The 18,028-nt window shown below is 66.0% G+C and carries 11 protein-coding genes and 1 tRNA gene; 2 read left to right on the forward strand and 10 right to left on the reverse strand.

Annotation, left to right across the window (positions count from 1 at the left end):
- Positions 1-33: 33 nt before the first annotated feature.
- From AC24YW_RS34675 to AC24YW_RS34690, 4 genes are read right to left on the reverse strand one after another with little or no spacing between them, the layout of a single operon-like run.
- Positions 34-771 (reverse strand): amino acid ABC transporter ATP-binding protein, encoded by a 738-nt coding sequence (locus AC24YW_RS34675; protein ID WP_487486908.1) that lies wholly within the window; start codon positions 769-771, stop codon positions 34-36.
- An 11-nt stretch (positions 772-782) separates the two neighbouring features.
- Positions 783-2,303, reverse strand: a complete 1,521-nt coding sequence (locus AC24YW_RS34680; RefSeq protein WP_487486909.1) for an amino acid ABC transporter permease — start codon at positions 2,301-2,303, stop codon at positions 783-785.
- On the reverse strand, positions 2,300-3,505 hold the full coding sequence (locus tag AC24YW_RS34685; protein ID WP_487486910.1) for an amino acid ABC transporter permease: 1,206 nt from the start codon (positions 3,503-3,505) through the stop codon (positions 2,300-2,302). The genes AC24YW_RS34680 and AC24YW_RS34685 overlap by 4 nt, the downstream gene beginning before the upstream one ends.
- Positions 3,506-3,530: 25 nt before the next feature.
- Positions 3,531-4,547, reverse strand: coding sequence for an amino acid ABC transporter substrate-binding protein (locus AC24YW_RS34690; RefSeq protein WP_487486911.1), 1,017 nt, complete (start codon positions 4,545-4,547; stop codon positions 3,531-3,533).
- Between the two features lie 398 nt (positions 4,548-4,945).
- Between AC24YW_RS34690 and metC the strand changes: the two genes are divergently transcribed.
- The gene (metC, locus tag AC24YW_RS34695) at positions 4,946-6,130 is read left to right on the forward strand and encodes a cystathionine beta-lyase (protein WP_487486912.1); all 1,185 of its coding nucleotides are present in this window, start codon (positions 4,946-4,948) and stop codon (positions 6,128-6,130) included.
- Between the two features lie 65 nt (positions 6,131-6,195).
- On the opposite strand, the gene AC24YW_RS34700 is transcribed toward metC, so the two are convergent.
- The 6 genes from AC24YW_RS34700 to AC24YW_RS34725 all read right to left on the reverse strand — a co-directional run bounded on the left by AC24YW_RS34700 (position 6,196) and on the right by AC24YW_RS34725 (position 17,422).
- The gene (locus AC24YW_RS34700; protein ID WP_025036223.1) at positions 6,196-6,534 is read right to left on the reverse strand and encodes a lipid-A-disaccharide synthase N-terminal domain-containing protein; all 339 of its coding nucleotides are present in this window, start codon (positions 6,532-6,534) and stop codon (positions 6,196-6,198) included.
- The gene (locus AC24YW_RS34705) at positions 6,531-7,268 is read right to left on the reverse strand and encodes a glycosyltransferase family 2 protein (RefSeq protein WP_487486913.1); all 738 of its coding nucleotides are present in this window, start codon (positions 7,266-7,268) and stop codon (positions 6,531-6,533) included. Before AC24YW_RS34705 ends, AC24YW_RS34700 begins: the two co-directional genes overlap by 4 nt.
- Before the next feature lie 78 nt (positions 7,269-7,346).
- Positions 7,347-8,192 carry a phosphatase PAP2 family protein gene (locus AC24YW_RS34710; protein ID WP_487486914.1) on the reverse strand — a complete coding sequence of 282 codons (846 nt, stop codon included), beginning with the start codon at positions 8,190-8,192 and terminating at the stop codon, positions 7,347-7,349.
- A gap of 1 nt (position 8,193) precedes the next feature.
- The gene (locus AC24YW_RS34715) at positions 8,194-9,936 is read right to left on the reverse strand and encodes an ArnT family glycosyltransferase (RefSeq protein WP_487486915.1); all 1,743 of its coding nucleotides are present in this window, start codon (positions 9,934-9,936) and stop codon (positions 8,194-8,196) included.
- Between the two features lie 50 nt (positions 9,937-9,986).
- Positions 9,987-12,098, reverse strand: coding sequence for a penicillin-binding protein 1C (gene pbpC / locus AC24YW_RS34720; RefSeq protein WP_487486916.1), 2,112 nt, complete (start codon positions 12,096-12,098; stop codon positions 9,987-9,989).
- A 128-nt stretch (positions 12,099-12,226) separates the two neighbouring features.
- Positions 12,227-17,422: an alpha-2-macroglobulin family protein gene (locus tag AC24YW_RS34725; protein WP_487486917.1), complete on the reverse strand. Its 5,196-nt coding sequence runs from the start codon at positions 17,420-17,422 to the stop codon at positions 12,227-12,229.
- 420 nt (positions 17,423-17,842) lie between these two features.
- On the opposite strand from AC24YW_RS34725, the gene AC24YW_RS34730 reads away from it, so the two are divergent.
- Positions 17,843-17,919, forward strand: a tRNA-Arg gene (locus AC24YW_RS34730).
- Positions 17,920-18,028: the final 109 nt, after the last annotated feature.

An 18,028-nucleotide genomic window follows, 5' to 3' on the forward strand; every position in this document is an offset into this window, starting at 1 on the left:
GATCCGACCGGCGCGGCCGCCGGTCGTCGGGGCTCAGCGCAGGATCTGGCTCAGGAACAGCTTGGTGCGGGCGTGCTGCGGGGCGGCGAAGAACTCGTTCGGGGTGTTGGCCTCGATGATCTGCCCGGCATCCATGAACACGACGCGGTTGGCGACCTCGCGGGCAAAGCCCATCTCGTGGGTAACGACCAGCATGGTCATGCCTTCCTCGGCGAGGTCGACCATGGTGTCGAGCACCTCCTTGACCATTTCGGGGTCGAGCGCCGAGGTCGGCTCGTCGAACAGCATTACCTTCGGGTTCATGGTCAGGGCCCGCGCGATCGCGACTCGCTGCTGCTGGCCGCCGGACATCTGGCCCGGAAACTTGTTGGCCTGGTGCGGGATCTTGACCCGCTCCAGGAACTTCATCGCCGTCGCCTCGGCGTCCTTCTTGGGAATGTTGCGAACCCAGATCGGCGCCAACGTGCAATTGTCGAGCACGGTCAGATGCGGGAACAGATTGAAGCTTTGGAACACCATGCCGACTTCACGGCGGACGGCGTCGACGTGCTTGAGGTTCGGCCCGAGCTCGATGCCGTCGACGACGATCTCGCCCTCCTGGAATTCCTCCAGTGCATTGATGCAGCGGATCAGCGTGGACTTTCCCGAGCCCGAGGGGCCGCAGATCACGATGCGCTCGCCCTTCTGCACGGCGAGATCGATGTCACGCAAGACGTGGAATTCGCCGTACCATTTGTTCAGGCCGGAAATCTTGACGATGGACTCGGACATGGTGGTCTCGATCAGTTGCGGCGGTGGGCGTTGAGGCGATGCTCGACGAACAAGGAATAGCGCGACATGCCGAAGCAGAACAGGAAGTAGATGATCCCGGCGAAGGCGAAGCCGGTGAACGCCGTCGACGGCGTCGACCATTTCGGATCCGCGAACGAGGCGCGCAGCGAGCCGAGCAGATCGAACAGCGCGACGATCGAGACCAGCGAGGTGTCCTTGAACAGCGAGATGAAGCTGTTGACGAGGTTCGGAATGACGTGCCGCAGCCCCTGCGGCAGCACGATCAGCGAGGTCGTCTTCCACCAGGACAGCCCGAGGGCGGCGGCCGCCTCGCTCTGCCCGCGCGGGATCGCCGCGAGCCCGCCGCGGACATTCTCGGCCTGATAGGCGCCGGTGAACAGCGCGATGCCGATCAGCGCACGCACCAAGCCGTCGACGGTGAAATTGCCGGGAAGGAACAGCGGCAGCATGTAGGTTGCGAAGAACAGCACGGTGATCAGCGGCACGCCGCGCCAGAACTCGATGAAGGCGATCGAGAAGATCCGGATCAGGGGAATGGTCGAGCGGCGCCCGAGCGCGAGCGCGATGCCGATCGGCAGCGAGGTGACGATGCCAGTGACGGAGACGACCAGCGTCACCAGGAGGCCACCCCACAGATTCGTCGTTACGATCGGCAATCCGCCGTGATCGAGATCCATCAGCCTGATGACGATGGCGATGGCGATGAAGGTGGCGATGCTCGACGCCAGAGCCCGCCCGCCGGTGCGAACGCCGCCGCCGAGAACGAAGGCGATCAGGCAGACGATCGCAGCTGTGACGCCGAAATCCGCCCAGACCGACTGGCCGGTGCCCTGGATGTAATCGCGCAGCCAGGTGAGCGGAAAGATCAGCCAATGGATCACCGTGCCGAGCAGCACGATGAGGCTCCCCAGCGCCCACAGCAGCGGACCGACCGCGGAGGTCCTGCTCGAGGTGAGCAGCGCCTGTCCGGCGCCGACGATGCTCTCGTCGAACAATTGCAACAGGCCGGCCGTCCAGCTCAGCCCGAAGCCCTTGATGCCGCCGCCGTGCAGCAGGAAGAATGCCACCACCGGAAAGGCGACGAAGAACAGGCCGGCGTTCAGGCTCTTGGCCGGCAGCCGCGGAATCAGCAGCGGCAACAGCAGGACGACTGCGAGCAACAGCGTCAAGTTCACCCGCCAGCGCTCGGCCTCGGGATAGAAGCCGTAGATCAGTTGCGGGAGCTTCGCCTGGATGTAGGGCCAGCAGGCGCCGACCGCAAAGCCGGCGTTCTCGGCGAGGCACGCGGTGCGGTCCTTACCGCTCCAGACCGCATCGACCATCAGGAACTTGACGGAGGGAACGATGGTGAACCAGAGCAGCAAGGCGCCGAGGATCGTCAGCAGGATGTTGGTCGGCGAGTTGAACAGGCGCGTGCGCATCAGGCCGATGAAGCCCGTCGTCTTCACCGGCGCCGGACGCTCGGCGAGCAGATCCTCGCGGACGAAGTTGGATGACATGACATCGCTCATGCGCCGAGACTCCGGCTGACGCGCCAACCGTAGACGCTCATGATCGCGCTGGTGAGGAGCGAGATCAGGAGATACACGCCCATCGTCATGGCGATGATCTCGATCGCCTGCCCGGTCTGGCTCAGCGACGTGCCGGCAAACACCGACACCAGGTCAGGATAGCCGATCGCGACCGCCAGCGATGAGTTCTTGGTGAGATTGAGGTATTGGTTGGTCAGCGGCGGCACGATGACGCGCATGGCCTGCGGCACGACGATGAGACGGAGCGTGGCGCCGCGGCTGAGGCCGAGCGAAGATCCCGCCTCCATCTGCCCCTTGTGAACGGACAGGATGCCGGCGCGCACGATCTCGGCGATGAAGGCGGCGGTATAGGTCGACAGCGCCACCGTCAGCGCGACGAACTCCGGGATGATGCGTGAGCCGCCGGCGAAGTTGAACCCCCTCAGCTGCGGCAGCTCGAAGGTGAACGGCAGGCCGAACACCAGCACCGTGGCCAGCGGAAGCCCGAACAGCAGGGCCAGCACGGAAGGCCAGATGCGGATCACCTGCCCGCGCTGAAACAGTGCTCGCCTTGCGTGGAAGTGCAGGGCCAGCGAGGCGACGATGCCGAGCGCCAGCACCGCGAGGAACGGCGCGAGACCGCTCTGACCGATCGGGCTGGGAATGACGAGGCCCCGATTGCTGATGAAGGCAATGCCGAACAGGGAAATGCTCTGCCGCGGATTGGGCAAGGCCGCGAGCACCGCCAGATACCAGAACAGGATCTGGAACAGCAGCGGCAGGTTGCGGATGACCTCGACATAGATCTCGCCGATCCGCGACAGCAGCCAATTGGGCGACAGCCGGCACAGCGCGACGATGAATCCGAGCACCGTGGCGAAGACGATGCCCACCACGGAGACCACGAGCGTGTTCAACAGCCCGACCACGAACACGCGCAGGAACGTGTCCGAGCCGGTGTAGGAGATCAGGGTCTGGTTGACGTCGAAGCCGGCATTGTTCCTGAGGAAGCCGAAGCCGGCGGCGATGTGCTGGTTCTCGAGATTGGCCCGCGCATTGGAGACGATCTCGTAGCCGATCCAGCCCAGGATCGCCGCGAAGGCAAACTGGACGGCAACGCCGTTCCAGCCTGCCTTGCCGCCCAGAATGCGCCGGATCTTCAGCGCGATCTGGGGCGGCGGTTTTCGAGCCTCGGTGCTCATGCCGCTGCCGGCCGATCAGGGCTGATCAGCGGATCGGCGGCGCGTACTGGAGACCGCCCTTGTTCCAGAGATTGTTGACACCGCGATTGATGCCGAGCGGCGAACCGGCGCCGACGTTGCGATCGAACACCTCGCCGTAATTGCCGACGGTCTTGACGATCCGCACCACCCAATCCTTGGTCAGGCCGAGCTGTTCGCCGAAATTGCCGTCGCTGCCGAGCACGCGCTTCAGCTCGGGATTTTCCAGCTTCGCCTTCTCGTCGATGTTCTTCGAGGTCACGCCGAGCTCTTCGGCGGTGAGCATCGCGAACAGCGTCCATTTCACGATGTCGAACCACTGGTCGTCGCCGTGCCGCACCATCGGGCCGAGCGGCTCCTTCGAGATGATCTCGGGCAGCACCATGTGGTCGTTGGGGCTGGCGAGCTTGAGGCGGTTGGCGTACAGGCCCGACTGGTCGGTGGTGAAGACGTCGCAGCGGCCGGCTTCATAGGCCTTGACGGTTTCGTCGTTGGTGGCGAACGCGATCACCTCGTACTTCATGTTGTTGGCCTTGAAGTAGTCGGCGAGATTCTGCTCGGTGGTGGTGCCGGTCTGCACGCAGACCGATGCGCTGTTGAGCTCGAGCGCCGAATTCACCTTGAGCGACTTCTTCACCATGAAGCCCTGCCCGTCGTAATAGGTCACGCCGGTGAAATTGGCGCCGAGCGAGGTGTCGCGCGAGATGGTCCAGGTGGTGTTGCGCGAGAGCACATCGATCTCGCCGGATTGCAGCGCGGTGAAGCGGTCCTTGGCGGACAGCGGCACGAACTTGACCTTGGTCGGATCGTTGAAGATCGCACCGGCAATGGCGCGGCAGACGTCGACGTCGATGCCGGTCCAGTTGCCCTTGTCGTCGGGCGAGGAGAAGCCGGGCAGGCCCTGGCTGACGCCGCAGGACACCATGCCCCGATCCTTGACGGTCTTGAGCGTTTGCGCATCGGCGGCTTGGGCGGTGAGGCCGGCGGCGAGAGCAAGGGAGAGAGCCAGGGTTACGCGTTTCATGGGCTTTGGGCCTTTCAAGGTCGTCTCAAGGTCAGGAATGTTGTCTTAGGATCGTCTCTGCCAGGCCAGGTCCTTCAAGAGCCTGGCCTTGCAAGAGTCATGCTGGAAAACCTTGCCGAACACTCGCCGATCTCGGGAGGCCATACCTTCATCCCCGCCGCCGGCGTCCGCCATCTCTTGGCTGCGACGCGACGTCCGGTCAGGCAATGGATCGAAGGTCGCGGCAGGCCCCTCAACATGCGGCGACTGAATAGCACCTGCGCATCACAGAACGACTGGCGAGCCGGGTCAAGGGGTTGACGGGACTCTTCTGTGTTCTGTTATTAACGACCGCGGCCTTTCGGGCCGGCCCAGGGGCGCGATGCGTCCGGTGGAAACGCGGTTTTGAAAGCAGACGCATGGATTCTTCGCACCCCCAAGAGCAGCACGCCGAGACCCGGCTGGTCACCTCCGGCCGCGACACCAAGGCGCAGAAGGGGTTCGTCAATCCGCCGGTCTTCCACGGCTCGACTGTGCTCTATCCGACCGCGGAGGACTTGCATGCCCACCGCGGCGAGTTCACCTATGGCCGTCACGGTTCCCCAACCACCAAGGCGTTCCAGGAGACCCTGATGGCGCTGGAGGGGCCGCAATGCGCCGGCGTCGGCATCGTGCCGTCGGGGCTGTCGGCGATCTCCACCACCCTGCTCTCGGTGCTGAAGGCGGGCGACCACATCCTGGTGGTCGACAACATCTATCGGCCCTCGCGCAATTTCTGCAACGGCATGCTGACCCGCTACGGCATCGAGACCACCTATTTCGATCCGCTGATCGGCGCCGGCATCGACAAGCTGTTCAAGTCCAACACCCGGGCCGTCCTGGTGGAGGCGCCGGGCTCGCAGTCGTTCGAGATGCCCGACATCCGCGCCATCGCCGAAGTCGCACATGGGCGTGGCGCGCTCGTCATCGACGACAACACCTGGGCGACGCCGCTCTATCACCGCTCGCTGGAACAGGGTGTCGACATCAGCATGCAGGCCGCCACGAAATATATCGGCGGCCATTCCGACATCATGTTCGGCACCATCTCGGCCAACGCCAAGGCCTGGCCGATGATTGCCGAAGGCATCCGCCTGCTCGGCGTCTGTGCCGGCCCCGACGACGTCTTCCTGGCGCTGCGCGGCCTGCGCACGCTGTCGGTGCGGCTCGCGCAGCATCATCGCTCCGGGCTCGAGATGGCGCGCTGGCTCGCTGGCAGGCCTGAGGTTGCGCGCGTGCTGCATCCCGGGCTCGAGTCCGATCCGGGTCATGCGATCTGGAAGCGCGACTTCACCGGCGCCTCGGGCCTGTTCAGCATCGTGCTGAAGCCGGCGTCCCAGCAGGCCGTCGACACCATGCTCAACACGCTAAGACTGTTCGGCATGGGCTTTTCCTGGGGCGGGTTCGAGAGCCTTGCGATTCCGTTCGATTGCGATGCCTATCGCACCGCGACCAAATGGGCGCCCGGCGGCCCGACGCTGCGTCTCCACATCGGGCTCGAGAGCACCCACGATCTCAAGGCCGATCTCGATCGCGGCTTCGCTGCCCTCAAAGCGGCCATGTGAGCATCAGGATCGGGCATCGCGCCCAGTAATGTGCCGGGCTTCAACAAGCGGAGCCGAACGCTGGATCAGCGGTCCAGCGTCTTCGAGGCGGTGCCGCGGTTCTTCCAGATCAGCATGATGTTTCTGATATAGATGATGGTCGCGAGCGACTGTCCGAGGATGATGACGGGCTCGCGCTTCACGACGCCATAGACCAGCGTCATCAGCCCGCCGCCCATCGAGCAGAACCAGAACGCCATCGGCACCACGCTGTTGCCGGCGCGCTCGCTCGCGATCCACTGCACCAGGAAGCGCGCCGTGAAGAACAGCTGCGCAACCAGGCCGAATGCCAGCCAGAAGTCGAATTTGGCGACGAAGACGTCATAGAGATAATTGCTTAGCGCCTGACCGTATTGAATGATCATGCGTCCACCTCGGTCACTTCTGGCGTCGGCTTCTTGCGGCGGATCAGCCACCACACGCCGGCGAGATCCATGATGCCGATCCACAGCCGGTCGAAGAAACCATAGTTGGACACGCCCGAATGGCGCGGCCGGTCGATCACGTCGACATAGGCGATGTCGTAGCCTTCGCGGCGGACCAACGCGGGAAGGAAGCGATGCAGCCCGTCGAAATAAGGCAGCATCAGGAAAACGTCGCGGCGGAACGCCTTCAGCCCGCAGCCGGTGTCGCGCGTGCCATCCTTCAGGATGGCGTTGCGAACACCGTTGGCGACGCGCGACTGGAATTTCTTGAAGCCGGTATCCTTGCGTCCGATCCGCTGGCCGGCCGCGAGGCCGACGCGCCCTGCCCCCTTCTCGACCGCCGCGATCAGATCGGGCAGGAAGGCCGGATTGTTCTGGCCGTCGCCATCGAGCGTCGCCACGATCTCTCCGCGCGCCGCGCGTACGCCGCTGCGCACGGCCGCCGACTGGCCGCCCGATCGTGTGTGGCGAATCTGACGCAGATTGCTCCGCTGTTTCATGATCGCGCCAAGCCGCTCGCCGGTGGCGTCGGTCGAGCCGTCGTTGACGTAGATGATCTCGTAGGGCCAGCGGCCATCGAGTGCCGCGCCGATCTCCGCGATCAGCGGCGCGATGTTGTCGGCTTCGTTGCGCACGGGAACAACGATGGAAACCGAAGGCTGAGACGTCGACAAATCGAGGCTCGTGGTTGGAATTGGCCTGCCCAAATTGACCTGCCCGAGGGAACCGGCGGTCCCGGCAGGCAGCCGCTTTTATGGGGCGGATGCCCGGTGGGCAACCCTTTTGAGGCGGTCGGAAAACGTCCCCGAAAGCGGCACGATGGTGCCGTCCGCACGGATGGCAAATCCGAGCCTTCGGGCCGCGAACCAGTAACGGACGGCCATGGCGCCGACCGTTCCGACCAGAGCGCCGGCGACCACGTCGCTCGGATGATGGGCCAGCAACACCAGGCGCGTCAGCACGATCACGATTGCGTAAGTGAACATGAAGACGCGCAGACGCGGCCACAGTGCCGAGACGGCAAACGCCAGGGCGAACGCGGCCACGGCGTGGCCTGACGGCAGGCTGGCATAAGCCCCCGTCCCCTCGAACGGGACGAAGTTGAACGGATTGGCCTTGCCGCCAACGAACGGACGTCCGCGGCCGATGACATATTTCAGGATCTCGGCGACGAAGGCTGACACGGCAACCGACAGAAACAGGAATTGCAGCCGCGTGCCGAGGCCGAGCAGCAGCGCGCGGCGGCTCCCGCGCAGCCCGGTCGCGACGAGCGCCAGCAGCACCAGCGCAGCCCCCAGCACCGAGAGGATATACTCGTCCTTGCCGAAATCGGTCAGGATGCGGATCGGCCACAGGCTCGGCGTGCCGCGCGGCGGCATCAGCAGGATTTCGGTGTGATCGAACGCGACCATCAGCACGATGACGAGCGCTGCACCTGCCATGGCAAGCCACAGCGAGTGGCGCGCCAGCTTCCGGGCGGCCTCGGCGCGGCGCGAATGCGAGGGCGACCGCACAAGCTGCGCCAGCGCGCGCCAGGACACCGCGAGCAATTGCGCGGGATAGCCGGCATGCGGTGTCATGTCGGTCGGAGTCCGCATCCTATTCGGTACCTTCCGAGCGGAAGATCGAGATCGAGATCGCGCGCCCTTGCGAGAAATTATAGCCGTCGATACGCGTGCCGACCTTGTAGCGCAACCCGATCGCCTCGGCGCGCTGCGCGAAGCTGCGCTCCGAGCGCTGCTCGATCAGCGCGAAGCGGCAGCTGCCCTGCCCGAGGAAATCGGCGGCACCGGAACCGTCGGTGAGCAAGGTTCGGGTGCCTACCAGAAAGACGAGACTAGGCTCGTGATAACCAGCCGCAGCCGCCTTCGGCCCGACGCAGGTGACATTGCGCAGCGCGCGCGCGATTTCGATGCTCGGAAACAGCGGCGTCAATGACGGCAGCACGATGCCGTAGACGGCCACCGCCAGCATCAGCGCGGCGACCAGCGCATTGAGCAGCGAGCGCTCGGCGCGATTGTTGTCGTAGAGCCACCAGGCGAACAGGCCGAAGATCAGCGCAGCCGCGAAGAATGGCCAGGCCACGAAGGCCGGCTGCCGCGTCAGGATCACCGCCCCGACGACCGCGATGATCGAGGCGGCCGCGGGAATCGCGAACCACCAGGCCGAACCGCGCGCCAACCAGGAACGCGACAGCACGCGCTGCTCGACCGCGCCTGCGGTCAGGATCGCGATCGCCGGATACAGCGGCAGCACGTAATGCGGCAGCTTGGTCAGCACCGCCTCGAACACGATCCAGGACGGGATCAGCCAGGCCAGCAGGAACTGCGCGCCGGGCTCGCGGCGGGCCCGCCACACCGCGGGCGCCGCCATCGCCGCCAGCGGCGCACCTGGCCAGAACGTGATCCAGAACAGAGCCAGGTACAGTCCGGGCGGTGCGCCGTGGGATTCCTGGGCGCCGAGCTTGCTCAGCATGTCGCCGCCGACGGAGGTGGTGAAGAAGGTCTCGCCCGCGCGCCAGAAGATCGCGACGAACCAGGGCAGCACCAGCACCAGCATCCACATCAGGCCCCAGACCGGCCGCAGCTTCCACAGCCAGGAGGCGTCGCGGTCCTGGATCGCGAGCGCGACGATGGTCAGGCCTGCGAACATCAGGATCAGCGGGCCCTTGATCAGGATGCCCACCGCGAGTGCGGTCCAGAAGATCGCCGGCCAGCTCCAGGGCGGATGCGTCTCGTCCTCGGCGCGCTGCCAGGACAGATAGGCTCGCGCCATCGCCCCCATCGCGGCGACCACACAGAGCAGCAGCATGGCGTCGGTCTTGGCCAGGCGCGCCTCGACGCCGAGCAGCACGGAAGCGCTCATCATCAGCGCCGCCAGAACCGCGGCGCGCCGTGTGATGAATCCGAGCGCGGCCCAATAGGTCATCAGCACGGCGCCGATCGCGCCCATCAGCGACGGCAGCCGGTAAACCCAGATGCGCAATTCGGCCTTCGGCAGCTTGAGCATCGAGGCGGCTTCGACGGTTGCCGATTGCAACCAGTAGATGCCGACCGGCTTCTTGTAGCGGACGTCCTCCTGAAAGCGGATGTCGACATAGTCGCCGCTCTCCACCATCTGCTTGGTGGCCTGCGCAAACCGGGCCTCATCGCGGTCGATCGGCGGGATGGTGAAGAAGCCCGGCAGGAACAGCAGCAGCGCACACAGCACCAGGAAGCCGACCGCGCGCGGGTGGCTGGCCGTGACGATGTCGAGCATGCGCACGAGCCCGCTGCCCGGATTTGCGGGCGATTTCGACTCGCGGGGGGCTCCAAAACGGGGGCTTGGGTAGGTCTCGGCCATTGGTTCCGCTTACGCTGAAACCGCCATCGCCACAACCGCTTGAGGCAGGGTCATTGAATTCGAATGACGACTGTGTCCGCGGCGCCCGTGGCGTCGATCACGGTGAGCCGTGCAAAGCCCGGGCCGGGCGGATCGATCAGTCGCTGACGGCGGCCGTCGATCTCGCCGAGCGCGGTGCCGTTAACCATGACGGTCATGGGCAGCACGCCGCCGGCGACCTTGACCGGCATGGCCGCGCTCTCCCGGCCACCCGATCGATCGACGTCGATCCGCGAGCCGTTGAGGGGAAACTGGATGTGCAGCGGCTGCTCGCCCCCGCTTCGCACCAGTTCGCCGACGGGACGGAACCGCTTCAAGGGCAGCGGCAGTTTCGCGTTGCTCGCGACCGGGGTTCCCTTGGGCGGCTTCGGCAGGGCGGTCAGCGTCTTGCCGCTGCGGGCGAAGGCATCGAACAGGATGGGCGCTGCGGCGACGCGTCCGATCAGGCCGGGAACCGGCGCCCCGTCCGGACGGCCGACCCAGACGCCGATGGTCATGCGGCCGTCGAAGCCGACCGACCAGGCGTCGCGATAGCCGTAGGAGGTGCCGGTCTTGAAGGCGATGCGGTTGTGGACGGCGTTCTCGGGCGGAGGCGTGCCGAGCAGGACGTTGCCGACCTGCCAGGCTGCGACCTGGTCCAGCAGACGCAGCGGCTCGCGATCGTCCCTGTCCGTGACGATCTCGCGCAGCGGCTTGGTGGTCCCGAGGCGGGCGAAGCCGGCATAGAGCTGGGCCAGATCCTGGAGCGTCACGCCGACGCCGCCGAGGCCCATGGCGAGGCCGGGCGCTTCGTCCTTGGGCAGGATGAGGTTGCCGCCGGCCTGCCGCAGCCGCGAGGTCAGCCGGCTCGAGCCGACGCGGTCGAGCAGCACGATGGCCGGCACGTTCAGCGACAATTGCAGCGCCTTCCTCACCGGCACCGTGCCCTGAAAGGTCATGTCGAAATTTTCCGGCGCGTAGGAGCCGAAGCGGACCGGGCGGTCGTCGATCAGACTGTCGGGATGGACAAAGCCGTCCTCGAAGGCGAGCCCGTAGATGAAGGGCTTGAGCGTCGAGCCTGGCGAGCGGATGGCGCGGGTCATGTCGACCTGGCCTGCCCGGCTCTCGTCGAAATAATCGGCCGAGCCGACGCGGGCGAGCACGTCGCCGCTCTCATTGTCGACCACGACGATGCCGACCGAGATGTTCGGACCCAGGGCGATCGCGCGGTCGCGCGCCAACGGCTCCAGCACCTTCTGCAGGCTCGCATCGAGCGTCAGCTTGATGATCGGCGTGTCCTTGACCGTCGACAGCGCGGAGTCGGAGGCATGCGGCGCCAGGATCGGCATCGGCTTGCGCAGTTTCGGCACCGGCACCGCCTTGGCCTGATTGGCGTCCTCAGTGCTGACCACGTGCTCCTCGACCATGCGGTCGAGCACGCGGTCGCGCGCCTTGCGCGCAGCCTCCGGGAAGCGATCCAGCCGGCGCGTCTCCGGCGATTGCGGCAACGCGACCAGCAGTGCAGCCTCCGCCAACGACAGCCGCTTCGGCTCCTTGCCGAGATAGGCGATCGACGCCGCGCGGATGCCTTCGAGATTGCCGCCATAGGGCGCGAGCGCCAGATAGAGATCGAGGATCTGCTCCTTGCTCATGCTGCGCTCGATCTCGATCGCGCGCACGATCTGCCGCAATTTTGCGTAAAGCGAGCGCTGCCGCCGCGGCTCCATCAGACGGGCCAGCTGCATCGTAATGGTCGAGCCGCCCGAGACGATGTGGCCACGCGTTGCGAGCTGCAAGCCGGCGCGCCCAAGCGCCAGCGGATCGATGCCGTCATGGGCGTAGAAGCGCTGGTCCTCATAGGCGAACAGCAGTTTCAGATAGGTCGGATCGACGTTGGTCCTGGCATCGACCGGCAACCGCCAGCGCCCATCCGCCATCGCATAGGCGCGCAGCAGCTTGCCGTTGCGATCGACGATGGTGGTGGAGACCTGGCGGGCTTCGTCGAGCGGGAGCGGGCCGAGCGAGTAGACCCAGGCAACGAAACCGACGACGGCGAGGATGAAGGTGAGCGCCGCGGCGGAGAGAAGACGAAAGGCGATCCGCCCTCTCAGCACGTCATGGCGGGGCTTGACCCGGCCATCCACGCCAACCCCCACCGCCGGCGCGGCCGTGGATGCCCGGGCCTTCTCCGCGCCGTAGCGGCTTCGACCGCGCAGGCGGGTCAAGCCCGGGCATGACGACGGTGTCTGTCGCTCGGCCTCGCTCATCTCACTCACTTCGCCGCCCGCACCTCGACCGTCCCCGTGCCGGTCCGGCCATAGCGCGAGGGATTGTACATGTCCTCGACAAAGGCCTGCGGCAGCACGTATTTGCCGGGCGATACCGCGCGCACGACATAGGCGAGCGTGAAGACTGACTTGGAATCGGAGGCCCGGTCCACGGCCGCGGTGAAGCGGTCGTCGCGGAATTCGGTATGTTCCGGCTCCTCGCCGTCCTCGATCCAGTCCAGCGTGCCGCTGTCGCCGGACGAAACCAGGTTCGGATTGTCGATTTCGAGGCCCGCCGGGAGATAGTCAGCCACCATGATATGGCCGTATTCGGGCTTGGCCTCGGTGATCTTCAGCACCACCGCAAAGCGCTGGTTCTGCTTGACCTTGCTGATGTCGGCGGGCTTGCCGTCGAGCGTATAGTAGCTGCGCTCGATCTTGAAGCCGTTGGACGCCGCCGGCTCCGGCGTCACCGGCGAGCCCGATACCGAGACGACCGCCTGGACCGGCGCATCGCCGGTGTTGGTGATCTTCAGCGGCTTGCCGCTCAGGCTGTCCGACTTATAACTGCGGTACAGCGCAGTCTTGACCGGCTGGCCGTCGACCTCGAGCGACAGGTTCTCCTTGGCGAGCGCCCGCGCCGCCAGCACCAGCCACGCATTCTCCTGCGTGGAGGTGTAGGGCGTCAGCCCGCGGGCGGACTCGACCCGCGACACCGCCTGCGTCAGCGTCGCCCTCGGCGCGTTGCCTTCGCTGGCGAGCGACACCAATGCTGCGGCATCGCGCAGCTGCGAGCCATAGTCGGTGCGGCCGAATTCCAGCGCCGGCTTGGGTGCGAGGCTGTCAAGCGCGGCGCCATAGACTCGCTCGGCGCGGTTGCGGTCGCCGACCAGGGCCAGCGCCGCCGCAAGCTGCGATTTCGCGATTGGGGTCGCGAGGTTGGCAAGCTTGGTATCGGCGAGATAGCGGAGATCGCCGATCGGAGCTGCGCCGTTACGCGCGAGCACGTAGAGGCCGTAGGCGAGATCGCGGCCACCGTCCTTCTCCGGCTCATCGGCATTGACGACGGAGTTGCGGATGCGGTCCAGCGCGTTCTTGAACAGCACGTCCGGCACCGCAAAGCCCTTCTCGCGGGCGCGGGTGAGGAAGTCCGTCACGTAGGCATCGAGCCAGGCATCGTCGCCGCCGGCCATCCACAGGCCGAACGAGCCGTTCGAGCCCTGCCGCGCCAGCAGCCGCTCGATCGCATCGCGGATGCGCTGGTCGACCTCGGTGTCCATGGCAAGATGCGCGCCGGCCGCGAGCTCGTTGACATAGAGCAGCGGCATCGCCCGGCTCGTGATCTGCTCCGAGCAGCCGTGGGGATAGCGGTCGAGCGCTTTCAGGATCGTTGCCGCATCGAGCGCGGTCGACAGGCTGGCCGAAACCGAGACACTGCCGGTGCCTGGCACGAGGTCGGAGAACATGTCCGAGGTCAGCGTCAGGCTCTCGCCCTTCGCCAGCGTCCGGATCGAGCGCCGCGCCAGCACCTGTGTGGCCGGCTTGACGTCGAACGCATAGTGACGCGCCAGCACAAGGCCATTCGGGCCCTTGATGTCGACGTCGAGCGTCGCCTGCCCCGCCGCGGTCGCATCGAGCGCGAGCGAGAACGAATTGCGCTGCTTGGCGGCCAGCTTCACCGTGGTCGCGGGATTGCCGGTCATCTTCACCGGGCCACCCGTCTTCACGTTGATGACGTAGTCGCCGGCCTGGCCCTCGACATTGTCGATCTCGAGGTTGACCGTGCCGTGGTCGCCATTGAGCAGGAAGCGCGGCAGCGTCGTCGTCAGCACCACGGGATCGCGGATCACGACGTCGGTATTGGCGCGGCCGAGCTTGGTCGCGGTCCACGCCACCGCCATCACGCGCGCGGTTCCCGCGAACTCCGGAACATCGAAGCTCACTTCGGCCGAGCCGTCGGCGGCGACCGTGACGATGCCGGAATAGAGCGCCAGAGGCTTTTGCGTGGGCGGCGAGCCCTGGAGCTCGCCACCGGCGTCGCCGCCGGACTTGATCTGGCCGCGCGTGCCCGACATGCCGTCGATCAGCTGGCCGTAGAGATCGCGGATCTCCGCACTCAGGCGGCGCTGGCCAAGATAATAATCGTCCGGCGCCGGCGGCTTGTAATTGGTGAGATTGAGGATGCCGACATCGACCGCGGCAATCACGACCTTGGCGTCCTCGCCCGGATTGAGGCCGTCGAGCTTGACGGGAATCTTCAACGTGGAGTTCGGCCGGATCAGCGAAGGCGGCGACAGCTTCACCTGCAGCGTGCGGGCCTGCTTGTCGATGCCGAACCATTTCAGCCCGATCGCACGGCCCGGCATGCGCTGGGCGGCGGCATCGAGCGGACGGCGCAGCGTCGCCACCACATAGGCGCCCGTGCCCCAATCCTTGCCGATCGGGAGCTTGACCTGCGCGGTGCCTTCCTTGACGTCGATGGTCTGGGTCGTCAGCAGCCGCTCGCCGAGCACGTTGATGGTCAGCTTGCCGGCGCGGCGGACGTTGACGGACACCGTCATGGTGTCGCCGGAGGAATATTGCGGCTTGTCGATCGAGGTCTCCAAGAGGTCCGGCGTGTCGGCGCTGCCGTCGGAGTACCAGCCGACGTCGAACTGCACTGATGTCACCGGGCCGTCGGCCTCGTTCGACCTGACGTCGAGCCGGTAGCGGCCAGGCTGCGGCGTGAGCGAGATCCGCGTCGGCTTGTCGGCCGTAACAGTGACGTCGCCGTCGGCGACGCGGGAGGTCGACTTGACCGGCTCGTACTCCCAGTAATTGTTCTGGCGGTACCACTGGTAACGCGACTCGATCTTCAGGAGCTCATAGCGCAGGCCGTCGCGGCGCAGCTTCTCGCCCTCCGGCGAGACGAACACGACGTCGAATTCGGCCTTGTCGCCCTCCGCGACGTTCTTGTCGCCGAACAGCGGCTTGATGCCGATCTGCGCATTGGCGGGCGCGACCGGCAGCACGATCTTGCGCTCGACCGCGCGGCCGCCGGTCTCGACCATGCGGACGAAGATCTGCGCCTCCTGCGGGCACGTCGAGGCCGGCTGCTTGTCCAGCGTCACCGGGAAGGTGGCAACGCCATTGGCGTCCGCCTCGGGCAGGTTCTCCAGCGGCGTGCGCTCGTTCGAGGTGGTCTCCTCGTCGTCGACGCCGAACTTGTAGCCGGCAAAGCCGGGCCGCTCGGCCGCGGGCGCGATCAGCATGTCGCCTTCGAGCTGAAGCCCTGAGGCCGGTGCGCCATAGAGGAAATGACCGTCGGCCTTAAGTTCCACTGGAGCGTTAGCTTTGATCAGCTTGTCCTTGGCGGACAAGTCGAATTCGATCCGGTCGGGAACGTAATCCTCGATCATGAAGGTGGTCTCGCCGACCGAAGCTCCCTTCGGATCGGTGAAGGCGCGCACCCGCCAGGTGCCGGTCGGTACGGCCGAATTGAGCGGCACGGACAGCGTGCGGCCGCCGGCGCCCTGATCCGCCAAGACGGCGCGACGATATTCGACGCCATCGGGGCGCTCGACCACCAAAGTCATCGGCCCGCCGGTGACGGCATTGCCCTGCCCGTCGCGGAGCAGCGCGGTGAGGAACACGGTCTCGCTGGAGCGGTAGACGCCGCGCTCGGCATAGACGAAGGCATCGGCGCCGGCGGGCACGGCGCGCCCCGAAACGCCGCGGTCGGACAGGTCGAAGGCCGACGTCTTCAGGCTCAGGAAGGCATAGTCGGCCTTCTCGCCCGTAACGGTGAGCATCGCCGGAGACAATCCGCCCTCTCCGCGCGCAAGGCCGGCCTCGAACAGCACGTGACCGGCATCGTCGGTCTTGCGCGTCGCCAGGATCTCGTTGTTGCGCGCGACCAGCCGCACCTCGGCCTTGCCGACCGGGTCGGTCGACGCCAGCGAGTTGACGAAGACATGGATGCCGTCATTGCCGGAGTAAGCGGCGATGCCGAGGTCGGAGACGATGAACCATTGGGTGGCGAGCTGGTAGTCCTCGTCCGAGGCCCTCGCCGCCGCCGTCATGACGTAGACACCGGGCTGGAGCTCCCCGAGCGCCTGGTCGACCGGGAACGCCGTGGTGACGTCCTGGTTCAGCGTCGTCGCAGTCGCAAGCTCGCCGGTCCAGACCTTGACGCCGCGCTCGTCGCCGAGCTCGCTGAGCTGGTACTTGGACAGCGTCTTCTGGAAATCGCTGTCGACCACCGTGTTGATCAGGTTGCGGTCGCCGATCCGGAAGACGTTGATGTTGACCGCGGGCGTGTTGACGCTGACGACGGGAATGCCGCGCTGGCCGGTCCGGGGCAGCACATAGGCGCGGCTGGTGAAGCGCACGAATGGCTTGCGGTCGCGTACATAAATGTTGAACTCGGCCGATTTCGGCAGCCCCTCCTTCACCGTCGACGGGAGGCCGGCGCGCAGGTTGATGTTGTAGCGCTCGCCGTGCTTCAGCCCGTCGACGCAGAGCTGCTTGCCTTCGGCCGTCAGCGCCGGCTTGTCCTGCCCGGCGAGCGCCAGGAACGGCGCGAAATCGGTGCGCTTGGCGAGCTCCTCAGAGAACTGGAAGCAGGCACGCGGGCTCGCCGAGTCCGAGTCCACGGTATAGTCGAGCAGCCGGAAGCCGTGCTCGTCGCGCATCTTCTCGTATTGCCCGCGGACGTCGGCGACCTCGCGCATGTCGAGCGACAGCCGCAGCGCATCCAGTGCCGGCCGCCACAGCTTGCGGTCGGCCAGCGCCTTGCCGAGCACGGCGAGCGCGTCGGCCTCCTCGCCCGGATTGCCGGCGCGCATGTAGGCGATGTAAGCCGCGGTCGAGGCACGCTCCAGCAGGAAGGTCTGCTCGCTCGAGCTCTTCGGCGAGATCTGGAAGATGACCTTGGCGAGCCGCAGCCAATTGCCGGCATCCTCGGGCGTCGTCGCGGCGATCTGGCCGAGCACCGAAAGGCCGGTGCGATAATCATTGCGCCGGAAGGCGGCGTCGGCGTCCGTCTTCAGTGTCGCGTTGGACTTGGCGACCGGCCCCGCCTCGCTCTTGATCTGGGCCTCCAGCTTGATCGCGGAATCGGCGAGGTCGTCGCGCTTGAACGCCTTGTCGGCGGCCTGCGCAGCGACGAGGCCGAGCGCCAGCGCGGCGCAGATTGTGACGGCGCGAACAAGACCGATCATGAAGGACTCCCGGAAAGCGCGGACGAACGCCGCGGCGGCAAATGAAATGCGCGGAAAGGTGACGGACTCAAGGCGATGGAACCAGAAGGTGCAAAGCGTCGCTTTCGCCATGACAAAGGCAGGCCCTGAGGAGACCGGCCGAGATATCGCCGCGCACGCCGTCCTGATGGCGCAGCAACACCTAGGCAGTCGACCGGCGGCCGTGTCCCGGAAGCTGTTCAGCGTTCCCGGCGATGTGATCCATCGTCCAGTCCGCTGCCGCTCAACCCGGCACCCTGACACCCCACCGTTCCGCTTTGTCGCAGCACGGAGGAAAACGGTTCGGTTCAGGCTTGGCGAAACACCCATTTTTTCATATTGGCATGCTACATGAACCGCCAGCCGCCCAAACCGGCCGGCTCAAGACGGCCGACTCAAGACGGTCCCGTAGCTCAACTGGATAGAGTAGCGGATTTCTACTCCGCGGGTTGCAGGTTCGAGTCCTGCCGGGATCGCCACTGACGTTTGTGTCCAGCCCGGACACCTAGGTAACAGATCGTACCTGAGACATGGGTGACAACCTCGTGCCGAACGGGTTGTCGAGGGGTTGCAAGGTCTTTTGCTCCA

It is taken from the genome of Bradyrhizobium sp. USDA3516, assembly GCF_057651995.1.

Coding starts and splice junctions, on each gene's coding strand:
- AC24YW_RS34675 (WP_487486908.1), bottom strand. CDS start 771: ATGTCCGAGTCCATCGTCAAGATTTCCGGCCTGAACAAATGGTACGGC.
- AC24YW_RS34680 (WP_487486909.1), bottom strand. CDS start 2,303: ATGAGCGATGTCATGTCATCCAACTTCGTCCGCGAGGATCTGCTCGCC.
- AC24YW_RS34685 (WP_487486910.1), bottom strand. CDS start 3,505: ATGAGCACCGAGGCTCGAAAACCGCCGCCCCAGATCGCGCTGAAGATC.
- AC24YW_RS34690 (WP_487486911.1), bottom strand. CDS start 4,547: ATGAAACGCGTAACCCTGGCTCTCTCCCTTGCTCTCGCCGCCGGCCTC.
- metC (WP_487486912.1), top strand. CDS start 4,946: ATGGATTCTTCGCACCCCCAAGAGCAGCACGCCGAGACCCGGCTGGTC.
- AC24YW_RS34700 (WP_025036223.1), bottom strand. CDS start 6,534: ATGATCATTCAATACGGTCAGGCGCTAAGCAATTATCTCTATGACGTC.
- AC24YW_RS34710 (WP_487486914.1), bottom strand. CDS start 8,192: ATGCGGACTCCGACCGACATGACACCGCATGCCGGCTATCCCGCGCAA.
- AC24YW_RS34715 (WP_487486915.1), bottom strand. CDS start 9,936: ATGGCCGAGACCTACCCAAGCCCCCGTTTTGGAGCCCCCCGCGAGTCG.
- AC24YW_RS34725 (WP_487486917.1), bottom strand. CDS start 17,422: ATGATCGGTCTTGTTCGCGCCGTCACAATCTGCGCCGCGCTGGCGCTC.